We start from the raw sequence: 19,268 nt of genomic DNA on the forward strand, positions 1-19,268 counted from the left end.
CAGCACACTATCCCGGCGCAAGGCCCGGGATAGTGCGCCATCACTCAGCTGGCTGCATCAAGGCCGTGAACGCGCGGGCGTCGTGGCATTTTTCCAAAGCCCAGACGGTGTCGCACAGCACGCGGGACTGGGCTTCGCCCAGCACGGGCGTAAGCAGCCCCATGGCCTTGGTCTGCACTTCTTCCTGGGTCATGGGATTCAAGGGCGTGCCGCGCACGGCCTTGGTGTGTTCCACGACGGTGCTGCCGTCATACAACGTGATCTCCACGATGCCCTGGCGGCTGGGCATGGCTTTGGACAGCTCGTCGTCACCTTCAAGCGTGATCAAGGCACGCAGCGCCAACACCGTGGGGTCCTGCATGCGCGCGCGATCGTGCGCCGAATGGAAATCGATATTGCCGTCGATCAGCATGGTCGCCACCAGATGCTGCAGGCAGATCTCCGGCATGTCGCGGTTGTTGACGATGGTCAGCGACTCATGCGGAATGCGCACCCGCACGGCCTTGATCGTGTCCGGCCGCAACGAATGCCGATGCACCAGCGTATGCGTCGAATCGAGCGGCGCCTGGATCGGCGAACCCACCGTCCAGCGCTTGATGCCCGTACCGAGGATTTCATAGCGGCTGCCCAGCTCGCGGCCCAGGGCCAGACGGTCAGGATCATCGCCGAAGGCATGATAGAAATTGCGCTCGCCCGAGAACACATCGTCAACGCCGGTGCAGCCGCTGGCGACCATGATGGCGGCGCTCACGCCGTTGCGCGCGGCCATACCACCGAAGTCGAAGGACTTCTCGATATGGTCCTTGTCGCGCATCCAGCAAGCCACGCCGGACGCCTGCTGCGCGGCATAGGACATGACGTAGCGGCACTGCGTTTCATCCAGTCCTGCCAGGGCGCCCGCCGCCGCCGCCGCGCCGAAATTCGGCCCGAAGGTATGCGTCGAATGTCCCGCGACTCGGAAGGCATACGAATGCAGCGACAGGGTCAGGCGCGCGCAGATGTCATAACCCAGCACCATCGCGCGCAGCATGTCCTGGCCGCTGCGGCCGAAGAACTCGGCCGCGGCCAGCACCGCCGGCACGATGCCGCAACCGGGATGCGTCAAGGACGCCGCGTGCGAATCATCGGTCTCGTCGGCATGCGCGAACATGCCGTTGGCCAGCGCCGCGTGCACCGGCGAGGTGTACAGGCGCGTGCCGGCCACCGCGGACCGCGTGCCGGTTTCGCCCAGCGCCTTGATATAGGCAATCGCCGCGCTGCCCGCCTTCATCTGCGCGCCCGACACCATCGACGCGATGGTATCCAGCATATGCGCCTTGGCCTTGTCGACCACCTCGGGCGGCAAGGGTTGCTTGAGCGCGCGCGCCAGATAAGGCGCCAGCTCGGGCATGGGAGTCAGCGCGTCCTGGACCGGATCGGCTTTCTTGCTATGGCTCTTGGTCATTCCTGGATCCTTGCAAATGCAAAGGGTGCATACCGACGCAATACGCGATCGGCAGGCACCCACAATTCAACATTCAACCGCTTACGCCAGCAGCGCCACGAACTCGCGCACATCGGCGAGCTGCTCGAATTGCCATGTCGCCTTGGCGATGGCGGCGGCCTGCGCGGCATCGCGCGCGCCATCCGCATTGGCCAGGAACTTGGCTTCGATAGCCGCGTCCGACATCGGATTGTCGGTGGTGCCGGTGGCGTGCTGCACCAGGGTCTCGAAGACCTGGCCATTGCGCTTGACGCTGCCCCAGGCCTGGTCACGGCGCAGGTTTTCATCGACACCGATGGTGATCTTGTCGCGCAATGCCGCGACCTGCTCGTCCGCGGCGCGGGCGTCGGTGTACTGCGCGATCCCAGCAGCGCCGTCGATCATCGCCACGGCGGCGCTGTGGTAGATGCTGAACTTCGAATGCAGACCGGTGGTCGGCGCCACGGTGCCGGTAATCGTCACGACCGCGGGATTGACCTTCAACTCGACCGCTTCGACGCCTTCGAGCTGCCCACCCAGTTTGGCGCGCAGCTGGATCATGGCGTCGATGGCGGGATGCAGCACCACGCCGCAGGCGTAGGGCTTGTGGCCGTTGGTGGCGATCATCCACTCCTGGCCCAGGCCGGCGGTCAGACGCTCCAGCGCCGTAGTCTTGCTGTAGATGCGCGCGAAACCACGCTTGCCCTCGACGATTTCCTCGGTGCTGTCGAAACCCTTCTCCGCCAGCAGCGCCGCCAGCAGGCCATTGGCCGCGGCCTTGCCCGCATGGAAGGACTTGCACATGGTGCCGCGATTCTGCTGCATGCCGGCGGCCTGCGTCCCCGCGATGCCAAGGGCGTGCGTCATGCGCTGGGCATCCAGGCCCAGCAGCTTGCCGACCGCAGCCGCGGCCGCGAAGGTACCCAGCGTCCCGGTCAGATGCCAGCCGCCGGGATGATGCTCCGGCGCGGCCTGGCCGATGCGCACGCCGGCTTCGAAACCGGCCACATAAGCCGCGATGAAAGTGCGCCCATCGACCGGACGCAGCTGCGCCGCCGAGAACAGAGCCGCCAGCACGGGCGAACTGGCATGCAGGATGACACCCGCCATATGGGTGTCGTCGTAGTCCAGCAGATGGCCCATCTGGCCGTTCATCAAGGCCGCGTCGGTATGGGACAGACGCGTGCCGCGCGCCAGCACATTGGCTTTCTCGGCGCTGCCGTTTTCCGTGAGGGCCGCCAGCAGCTTGTCCAGCGTCGGATGACGATAGGCCGCGAAAGCGCAGCCCAGCCAGTCGAGGATGCCGCGCCTGGCGGCCTGCACGACGTTGGCCGGCAGTTCGTCATACGTGAAACGCGCCAGGAAGGCGGCCAGGTCCTGGGTGTAGGCGGGACCGTCGCCACTGCGGATATGCATGCCCATCGTGTTGCTCTCTTCTGCTATGGCCGCGCGCCGACGCCGGATTACCGGCGCCGGCGCGCGGCGGGTCTAGGCTCAGTTGGCCTTGATGTTGGCGTTCTTGATCACTTCGGACCAACGCGCGGTTTCGTCGTCCAGCATTTTCTGGGCTTCGGCGGCGTCGCCCTTGGCGGCCTCCAGGCCATAGTTGGCCAGCTGCTTGCGCATATCTTCCGAGCGCATGCCTTGCTGGGCCTTCTGCTGCAGCGTCTTCAGCACCTCGGGCGGCACGTTGGCCTGCACATAGACGCCATACCAGCCCGTCACCTGATAGCCCGGCAGGCCGGCTTCGGTGAGCGTCGGCACATTAGGCAGCTGGCTGGTGCGTTCGGCACTGGTCACGGCCAGGGCGCGCACCTTGCCGCTGGTCAGCATGGGCGTGGCTTCCATGGTCGACGAGAACATGAGGTCGACCTCTCCACCCAGCAGGGCCGTCAGCGCCGGCGAGGCGCCCTTGTAGGGCACGTGCACGATGTCCAGACCCGCCTTGGCCTTGAACAGCTCACCGGCCAGGTGGATGGCCGAACCGGTGCCGGCGGATGAGTAGTTCATCTTGCCGGGGTGGGTCTTGGCGTTCTGGATCAGCTCGGCGACCGACTTGATCGGGGAGTCGGCGCGCACCAGCAGGACGTAGGGGGTGGTGCCGACCAGGGCGACAGGGGCGAAGTCCTTGGGATTGATATTGGACTGGGGATAGAGCGCCGGCGCGGATGCCAGAGCGATATTGCCCAGGAGCAAGGTGTAGCCGTCCGCAGGGGCGTGTTCAGCGGCCTGGATGCCGATGGTGCCGCCGGCGCCGGGGCGGTTGTCGACGACCACGGATTGGCCCAGGGCCTTGCCCAGTTCCAGGGCGGCCGGCCGGGCGGCGCCGTCGACCGCGCCCCCGGGGGCGAAGGGGACGATCAGGCGCAGGGCGTGGTCAGGGAAAGCGGCCTGCGCCGGAGCGGCGGCGACGGCCAGGATCGAGCAGGCCAGGGCCAGCAGCATGGTGCGCGCGAGCGGGCGGCGGGCAGGACAGGATTGCGGAACGACGCTGGCGGTCGGCGAGGGGTACATGTTTGTCTCCAGGTGATGACTTATGAATCGGCCGGATTATGGAGGTGTCTCGCTTGGGGGGAAACGCTGTGGCGCAGAAGAGGTGTTCACGATTTGTGACGACTTCGGCGGCTAACGTCGTTCAAAGAAGCGTAAGACTGCCGTTTTTGTTGGATTTTTGGTATGCCATTTATGGTATCCCATATTTGTGGTATGGGGGAGAGATATGTTTCCCCGACCAGTCGGAGACAGAATGTCGGGGGCTCCGCCCCCGACTGCCCCCGCAGGATTGGGCTTTCCCGAACGTGGGGGGGATATGCCTAGGCCCCGCCCCGACTGCCGCCGCAGAACCGCGCACTCCCGGACGAAGGGGCGTCGGGGGCAGAGCCCTCCGACCTCTTTCCCGGGGCTCGCCCCGAAGGCGAGCGAGATACGAAAAGACACAAATATTCGGCCCGAAAAGATGCTGACCGTTGGGCGCACGTTATGACCGCCCCATCGACTACGTCGAGCTATCACGCTCTACAGCGCTTTTCATGCTGTCTACCGACAGCTTTTCAGCCCTTTGCGTGGACGGATTTTTTGTTCCTACGATCGGCCGCCATAGCCAGCCCGGCCTGATGACGGAGTGCCCGATGAATGCAATGCCGAATGACCCGCTGAAGCAGCCGCGCAAAGCGTCGCTCTCCGAGCCCAATGACGCGACCGAATGGAGCGTGGACGACATCCTCGCCCTGTACGACCTCCCTTTCGCCGAGCTGGTGCATCGCGCGCAAACCGTGCACAAGCAGCACTTCGACAACGCGGAAATCCAGCTTTCCAGCCTGCTGTCGATCAAGACCGGCGGCTGTCCGGAAGACTGCGGCTACTGCTCGCAGTCTTCGGCCCACGACGCGGGAGTCAAAGGCGAGCCCCTGATGCCCCTGGATGAAGTGGTGGCGGCGGCGCGCGCGGCCCGCGACCAGGGCGCGCAGCGCTTCTGCATGGGCGCGGCCTGGCGCTCACCCAAGCCGCGCCAGCTCGAAGCCGTGGCGCGCATGATAGGCGCGGTCAAGGCGCTGGGCATGGAGACCTGCGTCACCCTGGGCATGCTCGACGATCAACAGGCCCGCCAATTGGCCGATGCGGGCCTGGACTACTACAACCACAACCTGGACACGTCGCCCGAGTACTACGGCAGCATCATCAGCACCCGCACCTACCAGGACCGCCTGGACACGCTGGACAGCGTTCGCGCCACGGGCGTGAAGGTCTGCTGCGGCGGCATCATCGGCATGGGCGAGGACCGCAAGGTGCGGGCCGGCCTCATCGCGCAACTGGCGAATCTGGACCCCTACCCGGAATCGGTACCGATCAATCATCTGATGCCCATCCCGGGCACGCCCCTGGCCGACGCCCCCGCGCTGGACACCTTCGAGTTCGTCCGCACCATCGCCGTCGCGCGCATCACGATGCCACGCGCCGTGGTGCGCCTGTCAGCCGGGCGCGAGACCATGGACGACGCCACGCAGGCGCTCTGCTTCCTCGCCGGCGCGAACTCGATGTTCTATGGGGAAAGATTGCTGACGACCGGCAACCCGCGGCTGCAACATGATCGTGAACTGATGGCCCGGCTGGGCATGCGAGCCACGGGTGCGGACGCCGCCCCCCTGCCCGCCTCGGCCCTGCCGACACCGCCAACGCCTGCTCGCACCGACACCGTACCCATCACCTGGCACTGGCCGGAAACCAAGGTAGCGGGCGATGCCTGCGCGCGCCGGGAAGACTAGCCGCGTTCATGCTCGGCCGCTGCTTGGCCGGCCGCCGCTGCCCGCACACGACCTGACGTCACGCCAGCCGCGCGTATGCCGTCGCAACGACGGCATCGCAACGTGCGCTTAAAGCGAAGGTGGCCGCATCCCCGTGCCCGCGGCGGGATCGGGCGATTCCGCCGCGCCGGTGACGACACCCGCCTCGGGCCCCGGCGCCATCGGGTCCGCCGGAGCGCCAGCCCCGGCATCGGCACCATCAACACTGCCTTCCGGCCGCGCCGGTTGCGTGCCCGCGGCGGCATCGGGCTCCACCATTTCCAGGTTCTGGTCCACCGCCGGATCGACCCGCGGATCGAGCGTGGCGACAGCAGCCGGCGAGCTCTGCAAGGTATCCGGCATGGGCACGAAATGCACCGGCGCAGCGTCCACCTGATGCTCGCCGGTGACACTGGCGGGACGCACGCGCCACACCAGAATGACGGCGCAGGCGGTGACGAAGACGTAGTACATATTCGTTCCCGCGAGGGACATCAAGCCGCCCGCGATCAAGGGACCGATGCAGGCGCCAATGCCGTAAGCCATCAACAGGATGGCGCTCAGGCCCACCCGTTTTTCCGCCTCGACGTGGTCGTTGGCGAAGGCCGCGCCCAGCGGATACAAGGTGAACTGCAGGACGCCGAACATGCAGGAAAGCACCAGCATCAACCAGTACGGCAGATCGACCCAGCCCCACATCAATACCGTGAACACCGCGAGGATCAGCGCGTTGCAGCGGATCAGGCGCGCCCGGTTGATGCGGTCGGACAGCCAGCCCATGGGGAACTGCGACAGCAGCCCCGCCGTCACGGACGCCGCCACGTAGATCGCCACCTGCGCGGTGCTCATGCCATGCCTTGCGGCATAGACAGGCACCAGGCCGTAAAACGCGCCCGACAGGTTCCCGGCCATGAACAGGACCGTCAGCGACAGCGGCACACGCTTGGCGAAGAACTTGATGTCCAGGGGCGCGGGCATCGGCGTGGCCGGATGGCTGCGCGCGGTCAGGGCAATCGGCACCAGGCACAACACCTGGAAGATGGTGACCAGGGTCAGCGGCCGCAAGTCGAGCGTGCCGTACATCGTCAAGGACAGCTGGCCCAGGACCGTGCCCAGGCCCGACACCAGCATGTAGACCGAAAACACCCGGCCGCGCAGCCGGTTTTCCGTCTGCTCGTTGAGCCAGCTTTCCAGCACCATGAACTGCGTGACCATGGCAATGCCGGCGGTCACGCGCAGCACCAGCCACAGCGGCAGGATCTCGAACGAGGCTTGCGCCAGCACCATGGTGGCGGAGATGGCCGCACAGGCCACGAACGCGCGGATATGGCCCACGCGGATCAGCAATTTGTGACCCAGGCGCGCGCCGCACACAAGGCCGAAGTAGTAGCCCGCGATAAGCAGACCTACCCAGAACGCGCTGACCGACTGGGCAGTCAGGCGCAACCCCATGAAGGTATTGAACAGGCCGGACCCGCACAGCATCAGCAGTGCAGCGGCATACAAAGAAGAAAACGAGTAAAGGGTAGAGTACAAATTGAGTCCCCCCCTACCGCGCGGAGCGCGGCCCCCCCAGGGGGGCGACACCGGCGGACCGGGGGACCCGGCTCCGCGGTGTCTTCGACGGGATCGAGTTCTTGATAGGCTGAGTACTCAAATGACGACTATTTAGGCGGTACTGTCTAAAAAATAATCCTGTCCCGCCGGCACCTGCTGGCGGGACAGAGACTCCCGGTGTTAAGCCTGGCCGAGGATGGTGGCCGCGTCGCTGACTTCGAACTTGCCGGCGGCTTCGATGTTCAGCTTCTTGATGACGCCGTCGTCCAGCAACATCGAGTAGCGCTGCGAACGCACACCCATGCCGCGCGCGTTGAGGTCCAGCTCCAGGCCCAGGGCCTTGGTCCAGATGGCCGAACCGTCGGCCAGCATGCGCACCTTGCCGCCAGCCTTCTGCTCACGGCCCCAGGCGCCCATCACGAAAGCGTCATTGACCGCGACACACCAGATCTCGTCGACGCCTTTTGCCTTGAGGGCGGCGGCGTTTTCGACATAGCCCGGCAGATGCTTGGCCGAGCAGGTGGGCGTGAACGCGCCCGGAACGGCGAAAACGGCGATCTTCTTGCCCTTGACCAGATCAGCGACCTGGAAGGCATTCGGACCCAGCGCGCAGCTTTCGGTCGCGGTTTCGATGAACTCGGTCAGCGTGCCGTCGGGCACCTTGTCGCCGACTTTGATGGTCATGACTATCTCCAGAAGTGAAACGCGGACGGCTGTCCGCGTTTGAATTTCATCCCCGCGCCCGGTCCCGCGGCGCAGGAGTTCTTATGCTGTCCTGTATGGTAGCGCCTTCCCGGCCCTCAAGTCGAAGCCGGGGCTAAGGCCGCGGGCTCAAATGAGCACGCAGGCCGGCCACCCGACTATTTCAGCTTGTGCTCGCTGAACCAGTCCAGCGCCCGCTGCCAGGCTTGGTCGGCGTCCGCCTTGACGTAGCTGGGCCGATAGTCCGCATGGAACGCGTGGCCCGAATTCGGATAGACATCGATCACCGACGCGCGCGCCGCCTTGTCGCCCTTCTCCAGCGCCGCACGCATCGCGGCCACGTCGTCCTGGGTGATGCCGGTATCCTTGCCGCCGTAAGCACCGCGGATGGGCGCGTGCAGCTTGCCGGCCAGGTCGACCGGGAAATGCGGACGCAGCTGCGGATCGGCCTTGCCGCGCAAGGGGCCGTAGAACGCCGCGCCCACTTTCAGTTTGGGATTGTGCGCCGAGTACAGCCACACGATGCGGCCGCCCCAGCAGAAACCGATGATGCCCAGCTTGTTGGCATCGCCACCGTGGCTGGCTGCCCACTTGGCGGTGGCGTCCAGGTCCGACATCGCATCCGCATCCGGCACTTTCTGTACGACCTCGGCCTGCAGCTTGGCGATTTCCGTGTACTTCGACGGATCGCCCTCACGCGCGAACAGGTTGGGCGCGACGGCCAGATAGCCTTGATGCGCCAGCCGGCGGCAGATGTCCTGGATGTACTCATGCACCCCGAAGATTTCCGACACCACCAGCACCGTGGCCAGATGCTTCTTGTCCTTCGGCGCGGCGCTGTACGCCCACATCTTGCCGTCCTTCACCGGGATCTCCACCGGGCCGGCGGTCAGGCCTTCCGCGCTGGTCTTGATCACCGATTGGGCATTCACCGGACCCGCCGCCGCGGCGAAGCCCGACGCGATGGCGGTGGCCATGAAGCCGCGCCGGTTCAGGCGCAGTGGGGGAAGAAGACTATCCAGATGCTTGTCGTCGCTCATTCAAAATACTCCTGATGTCGCGGGGGGCTGAGGTGTTCACTTCCGTGCACCGCAGCATACGGCCTTTTGTGTTTCAAGTGCGCGTTTCAAACTCGCATCGCATCACCGCTTCAAGGAGAACTCCACCCGGCTGGGGGCTTCCTTGTCCTTGATGCCTTCGGCCGACAACTCCGGCGCGACCATGAAGATCCGGTCAGCGGGCGCGCCTTGCGCCTGCAGGGCCTCGTAAACCGCCTGGGCCCGCGCGTCGGCCAGTTTGCGCAACTGCTCGTCGCCGACGGGCGCCGCCTGGCGCAGCAAGTCTTCCATCTGGTCGGCCGGAACGGACTTGGCCATGCCGATGAAGTTGCGCGGCTTGTTGTCCATCTTGGTGTTGTCGTAGACCGATTCCAGATACTTGGCGCGGTCGGCCGCCGACAAAGGCGCATTGCTCAAGCGCGCGCTCTTGCCGGTGGAACGGGCCTGGGCGGCGCGTATGCGTTGATCGATCCAGGCCTGGCGCAGGCCGCGGTCGTCGGTGGCCGGATCGGCCCGGCCCGTGATGTCCATCTGCAGCGAAGGACGATCGGCCAACGCCGTGGCCAGCTTGCCCAGGCGCTCGCGCGCCGTGTCATCCAGGGCGGAGCTGCCTGGCGCGAACGTGACGAAAGACAGTTCCTCGCCACCACCGCCGAAGGCTGAGGCCAACAGGCTGAACGGCGACGTCACCGCCTTGACCACCAGATTGCCGACCACCCCAAGGATGATGCGGCCGACCGAGAAGCTGGGATCGTCCAGCGACCCCGATACCGGCAGGTCGATGTCGATATTGCCGTTGCGGTCCTTCAGCAAAGCCACCGCCAGCATCACCGGCAACGTCGTGGCGTCCTTGCTGTTGCTCTTTTCGCCGAAGGTCAGCTGGGTCAACAGCACATGGTTGCTGGCCGTCAGGGCCCGGTCCTTGATCTTGTATTCCAGGTCCACCGACAGCTTGCCGCGCTTGATGGGATAGCCGACGTACTTGGACGAATAGGTGGTGAAGCGCGGCAGGTCGACACCGCGCGCCGTGGCCTTGAGGTCCAGGGTCAGGAATTTCGCGAAAGGATTCACCACCCCGCTGATGGCGAGCGGCGCCGTGCGATAGACACGGCCGTTCACGCTGACCTTGGCAGGCTGGGGATTGGTCGATGACAAGGTCGATACCGAACCGGCGACGCTGGACAATTCCGCCGTGTAGTTGGGCTTGACGAAACGGTCGTTGAACGTGGCCCGGCCATTCTTCAACGTGACGCTGCGCACGGTGATGTCCGGCATGCCACCGCCACCGGACTTGCTGGCGGGCGCCGGACTGGGCGCGGAACGGGTCTGCGTATCCTGGGTGATGGAGCCGCCGGCCTTGCCGGGTTCCGCCACCAGGTCCAGCACATTCAAACGGCCTTCGCCATTGAGCAGCACGTTGCCGTAGAAGTCATCGAGAACGATATCGCCCAGGTCCAGCTTCGGCTTGTCGCCCACCACCTGGATGGCCATATTGCTCAAGGCCAGGGTCTTCCAGGCCAGGAAGTCCGCGCGATTGACGCGGTCCAGCAGATTCAGGTCATCGACGTTGACGGCGCCGGTCCAGCTGGCCTGCATGGGTTTGCCGCCGGCCGCCGCCGTGAATTTGGCCTCGCCCTTGGCGCCCACTGAAATCGATCGCACGGCGGCATTGAGGCTGGACGCGGCATAGGGCGCGAAGCGCGCCAGATCCAGTTTGGCCAAATCCACCTTGGCGCTGACCTGCAGGGGCTCCAAGGTGAAGCTGCCCTGCGTGGCGAGCGTGCCCTGGCCCAGCAGGCCGTCGGCCTTCAGGTCGAAATTGGACGAGCCGGAACCCAGGGTCCACTTGTCGACGGACAAGGCCAGGCGCTTCAGACTGACGTCCACGGCGGGCTGCATGCTTTCATCGCGCGCGGCGATGTCGGCGGCGTCGACCTTGACGTCACTGGCGTTGACGGTCAGCACGTTGTTGCGGTCGGCCACGTTGACCTGCGCGGACACCCCTACGGTGCCGCTTTGCAGCAGGACCGGCGAGGCATTGCGCACCGCTTGCGCGAAGGGCGCCAGCGGCAGGCTGGCGGCCCGGGCGTCGAGGTCCAGGGCCAGGGGTTGCAGGATCAGCTTGCCGACGCCGCGCAGCTTGGCGCCGTCGGGATTGTCCATGGTCAGCCAGAGGCCGATCGGCTGATCCTTGGGCTGGGGGAAGCGGACCCGCTGGACCGTGACGTCCAGCTTCTGCAGGGTGTAGTCCACCTTGGTCGCGGCATCACGCAGATGCAGATTGCCGTTGCCGATGTTGATGGCGAGGATCGTCACCTGCCAGGGATCGGGGGCCGCGGCGGGCGCGGGTGCAGTTGCGGCCGGAGCCGCAGGTGGCGTTGCAGGTGGCGTCGCGGGTGCCGTCGCAGATGCCGGCGCGGGCGCCGCGGGCGCCGCCGGCGTGGCGGGCGTGGCAGGCGCGTTCGCCGCTGCTGGCCCCGGAGCTGCAGCCGCGCCAGGTTTGCTCTCCGACGCCGGTACTACCGTCTTGACCGTCGACACCTTGGCCGGCCCTTCGGTCTTGTCGCCCGCGCTCAACCTTTGCAGCTTGTCGATGACATCCAGCCAGTTCACCCGCTGATTGGCATCCCGGCGCGTCTGGATCCGCGGGTCCAGCATCTCCACCTCGCCTATGGTCGCGGTGTGCCCGATCACATCCAGGTCGACCTGCCGCACATTCAGTTCACGCCACGCCGCCAGGTTCTCCTCCGAGCTTTCGCGCAGATCGAAGTCCCGCACGCTCAGCCCACCGGTCACGCGCAGCTTGATCGGCGCATCGTGCGGTTGCTCGAAGACCACATGCAGATCGGAATCCAGCAAACCCTTCTTCAGCTTGACCGGCAAAGGCGCCGGCCACGCATCGGCCCATTGGTCCAATGCCAGGCCCGTGAACACCACGTCCAGCGTCGACGCCGGCACCTTGTCGAAAGGCCGCGCGGTGCCGTGCAGATCGAAGGGGCTGCCGTTGATGCGCGCATGAAAGCGCGGCAGCACATCGATATCGGTGGCATACCCGAAATTGGAGATGAACGGCACGCCCAGGCTGATCTCATCGACGACCTGCTTGCGGCCGGTGACCTTGTCGTCCAAGGTAACGGCCCCGCCTTCGAGTATCAGATTGTTGAGCGAGAACCGCGGCAGCGGCTTGTCCTTGTCTTCCTCCGCGGCCGGCGGCTGCGCGGCGGCCATGTCGGCGACCTTCTGCTGGACATCGGAGAAGTTGAAGCGGGTGGGGCCCTCGCGCACCAGCGCAACCTTGGGCTGATGCAGCTCAAGATGGTCCACCACCGGCGCGAACCAGACCAGCGACCGCCAGGCCAGGCTGGCATTGGCCTCCCCCACCGCCAGCAGCGGGGTGGGAGATCCGGGTTGCGCGACTTGCAGGTCGTGGATGCGCAGGGTCAGCGTAAAAGGATTGAAACTGATCTTGCCGACCTGGACCTCGCGGCCCAGCATCTCGGCGACCTGCCCCGTCAAAGCCTTGCGCGTGAAATTCGGCACCTGCCACGCCGCCAGGGCGAAGACAAGAAGCACGAAACCGACGATACCCAGACTTATGCGACCGAGCCGCCGCGACAGCCTTATCTTGGGTATCCGCACAGACATCGATGGTTTCTCCTGTAGGCTACGAGGCGATTATCACCCCGGCGCATGGGCGCGTCCATTATGATTGACGAGCCTTGCCGCCACGTCACGAAACCGAATAGTGGCTGAAATCCCTGCTCGCGTCCGCCTTTACACCCGGGCAATTCGTTTCAAACCTTGACCGTGGAAGCGGGTCGGCCGCCGACCCGGCAAGGCTGCGGTCTTCCCTGCGGTTTTTCCTGCACATCGGGCCTCGCGGCCCCTACCTTGAAGCCTCGCCGGCTATCGTCATCGCCATGTCATCCACTCCGCCCACATTGAGCCATCTCGACGAATCCGGCCAGGTCCGCATGGTCGACGTCGGCGACAAATCCAGCACCGCCCGCGTGGCCATCGCGGCCGCCCGGGTCCGCCTGAATGCCACTGCCTATGGCCTGCTCACCCAGCCCGGCAGGGGCAAGGGCGAGGTCCTGAACACCGCCCGCGTGGCCGGCATGCTGGCCGCCAAGCGCTGCGCCGACCTGATTCCGCTGTGCCACAGCCTGCCCCTGTCCTTCGTCGGCGTGGACTTCGCGCTGGACGACGCCAGCCACACCGTTGAAGTGCGCGCCACCTGCCGAACGGATTTCAAGACGGGCGTTGAAATGGAAGCCATGACCGCCTGCAGCGTGGCCGCCCTGACCATCTACGACATGTGCAAGGCCGCCGACAAAGGCATCGTCATCGAGCAGGTCCGGCTGGAATACAAGGCCGGGGGTAAAAGCGGCGAATGGCGGGCGCCGACGGAGTAGAATCGCGGGTGGATTTCTGCCCGACTGGGCACGGAGGTGCGCAGTGAACGGCACAACAACCCCCAACACCGACGCCAAGGCCAGCATCCAGTTGCTGTACTTCGCGCGCGTGGCCGAACTGACGGGCTGCCGCGCCGAAACCTACGCACTGCCGGCGGGCACGTCGATCAGCGGCAGCGACCTGCTGGCCAGCCTGGGCCAGCGCTACCCGGTGCTGGCCGGCGCCAGCCGCCTGCGCCTGGCCGTCAACCAGACCCACGCCAAGCCTACGGTGGTCATCCATCCCGGCGACGAAGTCGCGGTCTTCGAACCCGTCACCGGAGGCTGATCCCATGATCGTCGTCCAGGAAGCCGACTTCGACGTTGGCGCCTTGCAAGAGGCTTTGCGGGAACGCTGCGCCGGCGCGGCGGGCGCGCTGGTGACCTTCACGGGCTATGTGCGCGATTTTTCACCGGACGATGCCACCCAGACGCTGACCCTGGAACACTATCCGGGCATGTGCGAACGCGAACTGGAAGACATCGCGCGCCAGGCTTGCGAACGCTGGCGCGTGGTGGACTACGTCATCGTGCACAGGGTGGGCGCCCTGTCCCGCAACGCCCAGATCGTCTTCGTGGCCGCCGCCAGCGCGCATCGCGGCGACGCCTTCCATGCCTGCGAATACATCATGGACGCCCTCAAGACGCGGGCGCCGTTCTGGAAACGCGAGACCCTGGCCAGTGGCCGCAGCTTCTGGGTCGAACAAAAACAAAGCGATACCGACCGCACCCGTTCCTGGGACGGTCATCCCTCGAAGGAAGCATCATGAACGACCAGAAAAACGACAAAAAACAGTCGCTGGCCTGCGCCGTGCTCACCGTCAGCGACTCGCGTACCGCGGGCAACGACACGTCGGGCAACTGGCTGGCCGAAACCCTGGCGCGCGACGGACACAACTGCGTGCGGCGCGACCTGGTCAAGGACAATGTCTATGCGATCCGCCGCATCCTCAGCGACTGGATCTACGATCCCGCGGTGCAGGTGATCATCACCAATGGCGCCACCGGTTTCTCGCACCGCGACGCCATCCCGGAAGCGGTCACGCCGCTGTTCGACACCGAGATCCCCGGCTTCGGCGAAGTATTCCGCCATATTTCCCTCAACGAGATCGGCAGCTCGACCATCCAGTCGCGCGCCATCGCGGGCATGGCCAACGACACCGTCATCTTCTGCCTGCCGGGTTCCACCAGCGCCTGCGAAGCTGCCTGGAATCACATCCTGCGCGAACAGCTGGACAGCCGCCACAAGCCCTGCAACTTCGCCTCGCACTTCAAGAGCCGATGACACCAGGGGCGCAGCCCCTCGTCGGCCCTCTGGCCGCGGGCGCGTCCCCCTACATGGAATGATCCCGCATGCTTGAATTCGACGACGCTCAACAACAACTGGCGCAAGGCGCGGCCGCCCCCACCCGCAGCACGCGCGTGCCGCTGTACCAGGCCGCCGGCCTGGTGCTGGCCACCGACCTGACCGCCGCGCTGGACCTGCCGCCGGGCGACAACAGCGCCATGGATGGCTACGCGCTGCGTTATGAAGACTATGCCGCCGCGGGCGCCACGCCGCGCCTGCCGGTGCAGCAGATCGTCTATGCCGGCCAGGAGCCGGCCGCCCAGGTGCCCGGCCAGTTGACGCGTCTGTTCACGGGCAGCCTGATGCCCGCGGGCGCGGACACCGTGATCATGCAGGAAGACACGCGCAGTGGCGGCGACAAGGCCGGTGGCCTCGTCGAGCTGCTGGCCGAACCCAAGCCTGGCCAGCACGTGCGCCGGCGCGGCGAAGATGTGGCCGCGGGCCAGCCGCTGCTGTCCGCGGGCACCCGCCTGGACGCCGCCCACATCGCGCTGCTGGCATCGCAAGGGCTGGCCGAAGTGACGGTGCATCCCGCCGTGCGCGTCGGCATCCTGACCACCGGCGACGAATTGGTGGCCCCGGGCGCGCCGCGTTCGAACCACCAGATCTATAACTCCAATGGCGTCATGCTGGCCACGCTGGTCAACGGCATGGGGGGGCGTGCCACCCACGTGCTGCACGCCCGTGACGACGAAGCCAGCTTGCAGGACGCCTTGCGGACGCTGACCGACGAGTGCGACCTGGTGCTCAGCGTCGGCGGAGTGTCGGTGGGCGACAAGGACCTGGTCAAGCCGGCCCTGGAAAGCCTGGGCGGCACACTGGCGCTTTGGAAAGTGCGCATGAAGCCCGGCAAGCCGGTGGCCATGGCGCATGTGAATGGCAAGCCCGTCGTCTGTCTGCCGGGCAATCCGGTGTCGGCCTACGCGGTATTTACCGTGCTGGTCACGCCCTTGCTGCGCCGCATGCAGGGACGTACTGAACTCTTCCCGCAGGTCAGCTTCCTGACCCTGCGCACGCCCAAACCGCGCCATGATGCACGTGAGGAATTCCTGCGGGTGCGGCGCGTGGTCAACCCGGGCAGCGTGGGCGAATTGGAAGTCTTCGACCGGCAGAGTTCAGGGGTGATGAGTTCCCTGCCCTGGGCGACCGGACTGGCGCGCATACCAGCTGGTGTGCCCATCTACGACGGTGAGAAGGTCGCGTACTACGACTTCCGTCACTGGCAGGCCTGAGGCCCAGGGCCTGGCCCTTAGCCCCGCCGCCATCCGCGAAAGCGGGTGAGTGAAAAAGCCGCCATGGCCGCGGGCGCCTGCCCCGCGATCGCGGCGGCGATCCAGTCGCCCGTATTCACCGATTCTGTCAGGCCCAGGTGACCATGGCCGAAGGCGCACCACAGGCCTTCGGCGGCAGGCACCGGCCCCAGCACCGGCATGGAATCGGGCAGGCAGGGGCGATGCCCCATCCATACCGAACCGCCTTCCAGATCGACGCCTTGCAGGCCCGCGCGGGCATGTTCGCGCAACAGCTCGGCGCGGCGCGCGTTGGCCGGGCGATCCAGCGCGTCGATTTCGACGGTGCCGGCGATGCGCAGGCCGCCCCGCATGGGATTCATGAACACTTTGCGATCCGCCAGCACCACCACGCGGGAGACGGCGGGCGCCGCAGCGCCGCCCGCCAGTTGCAGGTGATAGCCGCGCTGCGTCTGCAGCGGCACGTGCAGGCCCAGCGAGGCAAGCACCTGGGTTGACCAGGCGCCCGCGCTGACCACGACGTGGCGCGCCTGCCAGCGGCGATCGCCAGCGCCCACCTGCCAAGCGTCGGCGCCGCGCGCCAGGTGCGTGACGCGAGCCTGCTCGAAGCGGGCGCCGCGCGCGCGCAGGTCCGCCGCGATGGCTTGCGCATATCCCAAGGGGTCGTTGACCGAGGCTTCGTCGGGCAGGAACACGCCAGTGGTGTAGCTGGCGCGGACATTGGGCTCCAGCGCACGTATCGCTGCCGCGTCGACGTGTTCGACACGCAGGCCGTGGGCCTGCTTCATGGCCCAGCCGCCCGCGTCCTTGGCCAAGGCCTTCGCGTCGGGATAGAGATGCAGCTGGCCACTGCGGGAAATGAAATCGGGCCGGCCGATGGCCGCCGCCACGCGTTCATGGCTGGCCACCGCGTCTTGCAGCAGGGTCTGCAATGCCGCGGCGATGCGTTCGACCCGCTCGGGGCGTGCCGCGCGCGCGAATTGCAGCAACCAGGATGCGCCGCGGGCCCAGTAATGGAAAGGTATGTGCAGCGGGCCCGTCGGGTCCAGCAGCATGCCGGCGGTGTTCTTCAGCAAGCCCGGCATGGCCAGCGGCACCACCGAGCCGGACGACAAGGCGCCGGCATTGCCCGAGGAACATTGCGAACCGGGCGCCTCCGGATCCAGCAGGGTCACCGCATGGCCAGCGCGCGCCAGGGCGTGCGCGGTACACAGGCCCACGATGCCGGCGCCGATGACGATGATGTCCGCGGACGGCGTGGACTGCGTGGCGGCGCCATGGGCAACAACGGGATCGGCTTGCGGGGTGGACGTCATGGCTACCATGGCTACGTTAGGGAAGGCGGTTGCGCGCGCGTCTCGGCCTGCGCCAATTCGGTCGCGGTATTGAGGTTCATGAATGCCGCCGCGTCGCCGCAGTCGACTTCGACGCAGCCATTGCGGTCCTGCCATAGATCGACCTTGCGATCGCCGGCATCGAGATACGCGCGCAGCGACGGCAACAAGTCGACGGACAGCAGCATGCAGACCGACTGACGGCGGCCACCGGCATGGGCCACGGCGATGCGCGGTGCACCGCCCGTGCTGGTGCTGGACAAAGCCCGCGCCAGGCGCGCGACCAGGTCCGCTGGAAGGAAAGGCGTATCGCAAGGCGCCACCATCACCCACGGCGACGGGCTGCCGGCCAGCCCGGCCGCGATGCCGGCCAAGGGGCCTTGCCAGGCGCCGTGCGCCGGATCGTCGGCCAGCACCGGCGCCAGCCGCGCGTACACACTGGCGTTGCGATTGGCGCTGACGATCAGTCGCGCCACCTGCGGGGTAAGGATGCGGATGACGTGCTCGACCAGCGGCACGCCCTGCAAAGGCACAAGACCCTTGTCCACTTCGCCCATGCGCGCACCGCGGCCGCCAGCCAGGATCAGGCCGGCCACGTTGCCGTCGGGGCCGGCCCGTGGCGGGACGGCTTGCGTGTTGCCGGGAACGGCCTCGTCAGCCACCGATGTAGCTCATTTCGATCTTGTGCTCGCCGGTCGCGCGCGGATCCGCGCCAGCATCCGCGCGATGCTCGGAATAGTTGTCGCCACGGGCCTGCCAGATGCCCGCCAGGGCCTGCGCCAGCCGCGTCTCGTCGGCGCCGCCCCGGATCAGGGCGCGCAGGTCGTGCCCCTGCGTGGCGAACAGACAGAGGAACAGCCGCCCTTCGGGCGACAGCCGGGCGCGCGTACAGCCGCCACAGAAGGCGTGCGTCACGCTGGAGATCACGCCCACTTCGCCGGCGCCGTCGGCATACGCCCAGCGCTCGGCAACGCGGCCCATTCCTTCATCATGCAAGGCGCGCAGCGGCCAGACCTGGGCCAGGCGCGCCACCACATCGGCGCTGGGCACGACCTCGGCCATGTTCCAGCCGTTGGTGCTGCCCACGTCCATGTATTCGATGAAGCGCAGGATGTGGCCGGAGCCGCGGAAGTGCCGCGCCATCGGCACGATCTGGTCGTCATTGACCCCTTTGCGCACGACCATATTGATCTTCACCGGGGTCAGGCCGGCGGCCGCGGCGGCTTCGATGCCTTCGAGGACCTGGGTGACCGGGAAATCGCTGTCGCTCATGCGCGCGAAGACGTCGGCGTCCAGGGCATCCATGCTGACCGTCACGCGATCCAGTCCGGCGTCCTTCAGCGCCTGCGCCTTGCGCGCGAGCAGGCTGCCGTTGGTGGTCAGGGTCAGCTCGGGCTTGTCGCCTTCCGGGGTACGCAACTCGGCCAGCAGGGCCACCAAGGTTTCGATATTCCTGCGCAGCAGAGGCTCGCCGCCGGTCAGGCGTATCTTGCGCACGCCCATGGCGACGAACACGCGCGCCGCGGCGGCGATTTCCTCGAAGGTCAGCAGGTCCCGATGGGGCAGGAATTCGTGATGCTTGTCGAACACATCGCGCGGCATGCAGTACGTGCAGCGGAAGTTGCAGCGGTCCGTCACCGAAATCCGCAGGTCGCGCAAGGGCCGCTCGCGCGTGTCGAGCAGCGGCTCGCCAGGCAGGGGCAGACGCGCGAGCGCCGGGGACAGGCCCGGCGCCTTGCGTTGATCGGTGAAGAAAATCACTTTTGACATAGAAGAATCATAGCTTTTACGGCTGAACCGCGCCGCCAGACTATTCTCGCCCT

16 protein-coding genes are annotated in these 19,268 nt (G+C 66.5%); 6 read left to right on the forward strand and 10 right to left on the reverse strand.

The features are described from left to right. Window positions 1–40: 40 nt before the first annotated feature. The 3 genes from ASB57_RS18850 to ASB57_RS18860 form a co-directional block, all read right to left on the reverse strand. Window positions 41–1,444, reverse strand: a complete 1,404-nt coding sequence (locus tag ASB57_RS18850; RefSeq protein WP_057653611.1) for an MmgE/PrpD family protein — start codon at window positions 1,442–1,444, stop codon at window positions 41–43. An 81-nt stretch (window positions 1,445–1,525) separates the two neighbouring features. Next, window positions 1,526–2,884, reverse strand: a complete 1,359-nt coding sequence (locus ASB57_RS18855) for an MmgE/PrpD family protein (RefSeq protein WP_057653612.1) — start codon at window positions 2,882–2,884, stop codon at window positions 1,526–1,528. Window positions 2,885–2,956: 72 nt separating this feature from the next. Then, complete coding sequence (locus ASB57_RS18860) at window positions 2,957–3,976, reverse strand: tripartite tricarboxylate transporter substrate binding protein (protein WP_057653613.1); 1,020 nt, start codon at window positions 3,974–3,976, stop codon at window positions 2,957–2,959. Window positions 3,977–4,599: 623 nt separating this feature from the next. Here ASB57_RS18860 and bioB point away from each other — a divergent pair. After that, window positions 4,600–5,724 carry a biotin synthase BioB gene (gene bioB, locus ASB57_RS18865; protein ID WP_082622032.1) on the forward strand — a complete coding sequence of 375 codons (1,125 nt, stop codon included), beginning with the start codon at window positions 4,600–4,602 and terminating at the stop codon, window positions 5,722–5,724. A 108-nt stretch (window positions 5,725–5,832) separates the two neighbouring features. Here the strand turns inward: bioB and ASB57_RS18870 are convergent, their stop codons facing one another. From ASB57_RS18870 to ASB57_RS18885, 4 genes are all read right to left on the reverse strand, one after another. Further along, window positions 5,833–7,278, reverse strand: a complete 1,446-nt coding sequence (locus ASB57_RS18870) for an MFS transporter (protein ID WP_082621705.1) — start codon at window positions 7,276–7,278, stop codon at window positions 5,833–5,835. A gap of 201 nt (window positions 7,279–7,479) precedes the next feature. Beyond that, on the reverse strand, window positions 7,480–7,983 hold the full coding sequence (locus ASB57_RS18875; protein ID WP_057653614.1) for a peroxiredoxin: 504 nt from the start codon (window positions 7,981–7,983) through the stop codon (window positions 7,480–7,482). A gap of 176 nt (window positions 7,984–8,159) precedes the next feature. Next, on the reverse strand, window positions 8,160–9,041 hold the full coding sequence (locus ASB57_RS18880; protein ID WP_057653615.1) for a dienelactone hydrolase family protein: 882 nt from the start codon (window positions 9,039–9,041) through the stop codon (window positions 8,160–8,162). Between the two features lie 102 nt (window positions 9,042–9,143). Beyond that, window positions 9,144–12,704 carry a DUF748 domain-containing protein gene (locus ASB57_RS18885; protein ID WP_057653616.1) on the reverse strand — a complete coding sequence of 1,187 codons (3,561 nt, stop codon included), beginning with the start codon at window positions 12,702–12,704 and terminating at the stop codon, window positions 9,144–9,146. A 275-nt stretch (window positions 12,705–12,979) separates the two neighbouring features. Between ASB57_RS18885 and moaC the strand changes: the two genes are divergently transcribed. The 5 genes from moaC (at window position 12,980) to glp (ending at window position 16,093) form a co-directional block, all read left to right on the forward strand. Further along, a complete protein-coding gene (gene moaC, locus ASB57_RS18890; RefSeq protein WP_057653617.1) occupies window positions 12,980–13,474 on the forward strand; it encodes a cyclic pyranopterin monophosphate synthase MoaC in 495 nt (164 codons plus the stop codon). Between the two features lie 43 nt (window positions 13,475–13,517). Further along, window positions 13,518–13,802, forward strand: coding sequence for a MoaD/ThiS family protein (locus ASB57_RS18895; protein WP_231755189.1), 285 nt, complete (start codon window positions 13,518–13,520; stop codon window positions 13,800–13,802). A gap of 4 nt (window positions 13,803–13,806) precedes the next feature. Then, window positions 13,807–14,283 (forward strand): molybdenum cofactor biosynthesis protein MoaE, encoded by a 477-nt coding sequence (locus ASB57_RS18900; protein ID WP_057653618.1) that lies wholly within the window; start codon window positions 13,807–13,809, stop codon window positions 14,281–14,283. Further along, a complete protein-coding gene (moaB, locus tag ASB57_RS18905) occupies window positions 14,280–14,798 on the forward strand; it encodes a molybdenum cofactor biosynthesis protein B (RefSeq protein ID WP_057653619.1) in 519 nt (172 codons plus the stop codon). The genes ASB57_RS18900 and moaB overlap by 4 nt, the downstream gene beginning before the upstream one ends. A gap of 68 nt (window positions 14,799–14,866) precedes the next feature. Beyond that, window positions 14,867–16,093 (forward strand): gephyrin-like molybdotransferase Glp, encoded by a 1,227-nt coding sequence (gene glp, locus ASB57_RS18910; RefSeq protein WP_057653620.1) that lies wholly within the window; start codon window positions 14,867–14,869, stop codon window positions 16,091–16,093. Window positions 16,094–16,110: 17 nt separating this feature from the next. Here the strand turns inward: glp and ASB57_RS18915 are convergent, their stop codons facing one another. The 3 genes from ASB57_RS18915 to moaA are packed head-to-tail and all read right to left on the reverse strand — an operon-like array spanning window position 16,111 to window position 19,215. Then, window positions 16,111–17,427 (reverse strand): FAD-binding oxidoreductase, encoded by a 1,317-nt coding sequence (locus ASB57_RS18915; protein ID WP_082622033.1) that lies wholly within the window; start codon window positions 17,425–17,427, stop codon window positions 16,111–16,113. Between the two features lie 11 nt (window positions 17,428–17,438). Further along, entirely contained in the window at window positions 17,439–18,107 is a 669-nt protein-coding gene (gene mobA, locus ASB57_RS18920) for a molybdenum cofactor guanylyltransferase MobA (protein ID WP_369822716.1), read from the reverse strand. After that, window positions 18,100–19,215, reverse strand: coding sequence for a GTP 3',8-cyclase MoaA (gene moaA / locus ASB57_RS18925; protein WP_057653621.1), 1,116 nt, complete (start codon window positions 19,213–19,215; stop codon window positions 18,100–18,102). The genes mobA and moaA overlap by 8 nt, the downstream gene beginning before the upstream one ends. Window positions 19,216–19,268: the final 53 nt, after the last annotated feature.

The organism is Bordetella sp. N (assembly GCF_001433395.1).
Lineage (GTDB): Bacteria > Pseudomonadota > Gammaproteobacteria > Burkholderiales > Burkholderiaceae_B > Bordetella_C.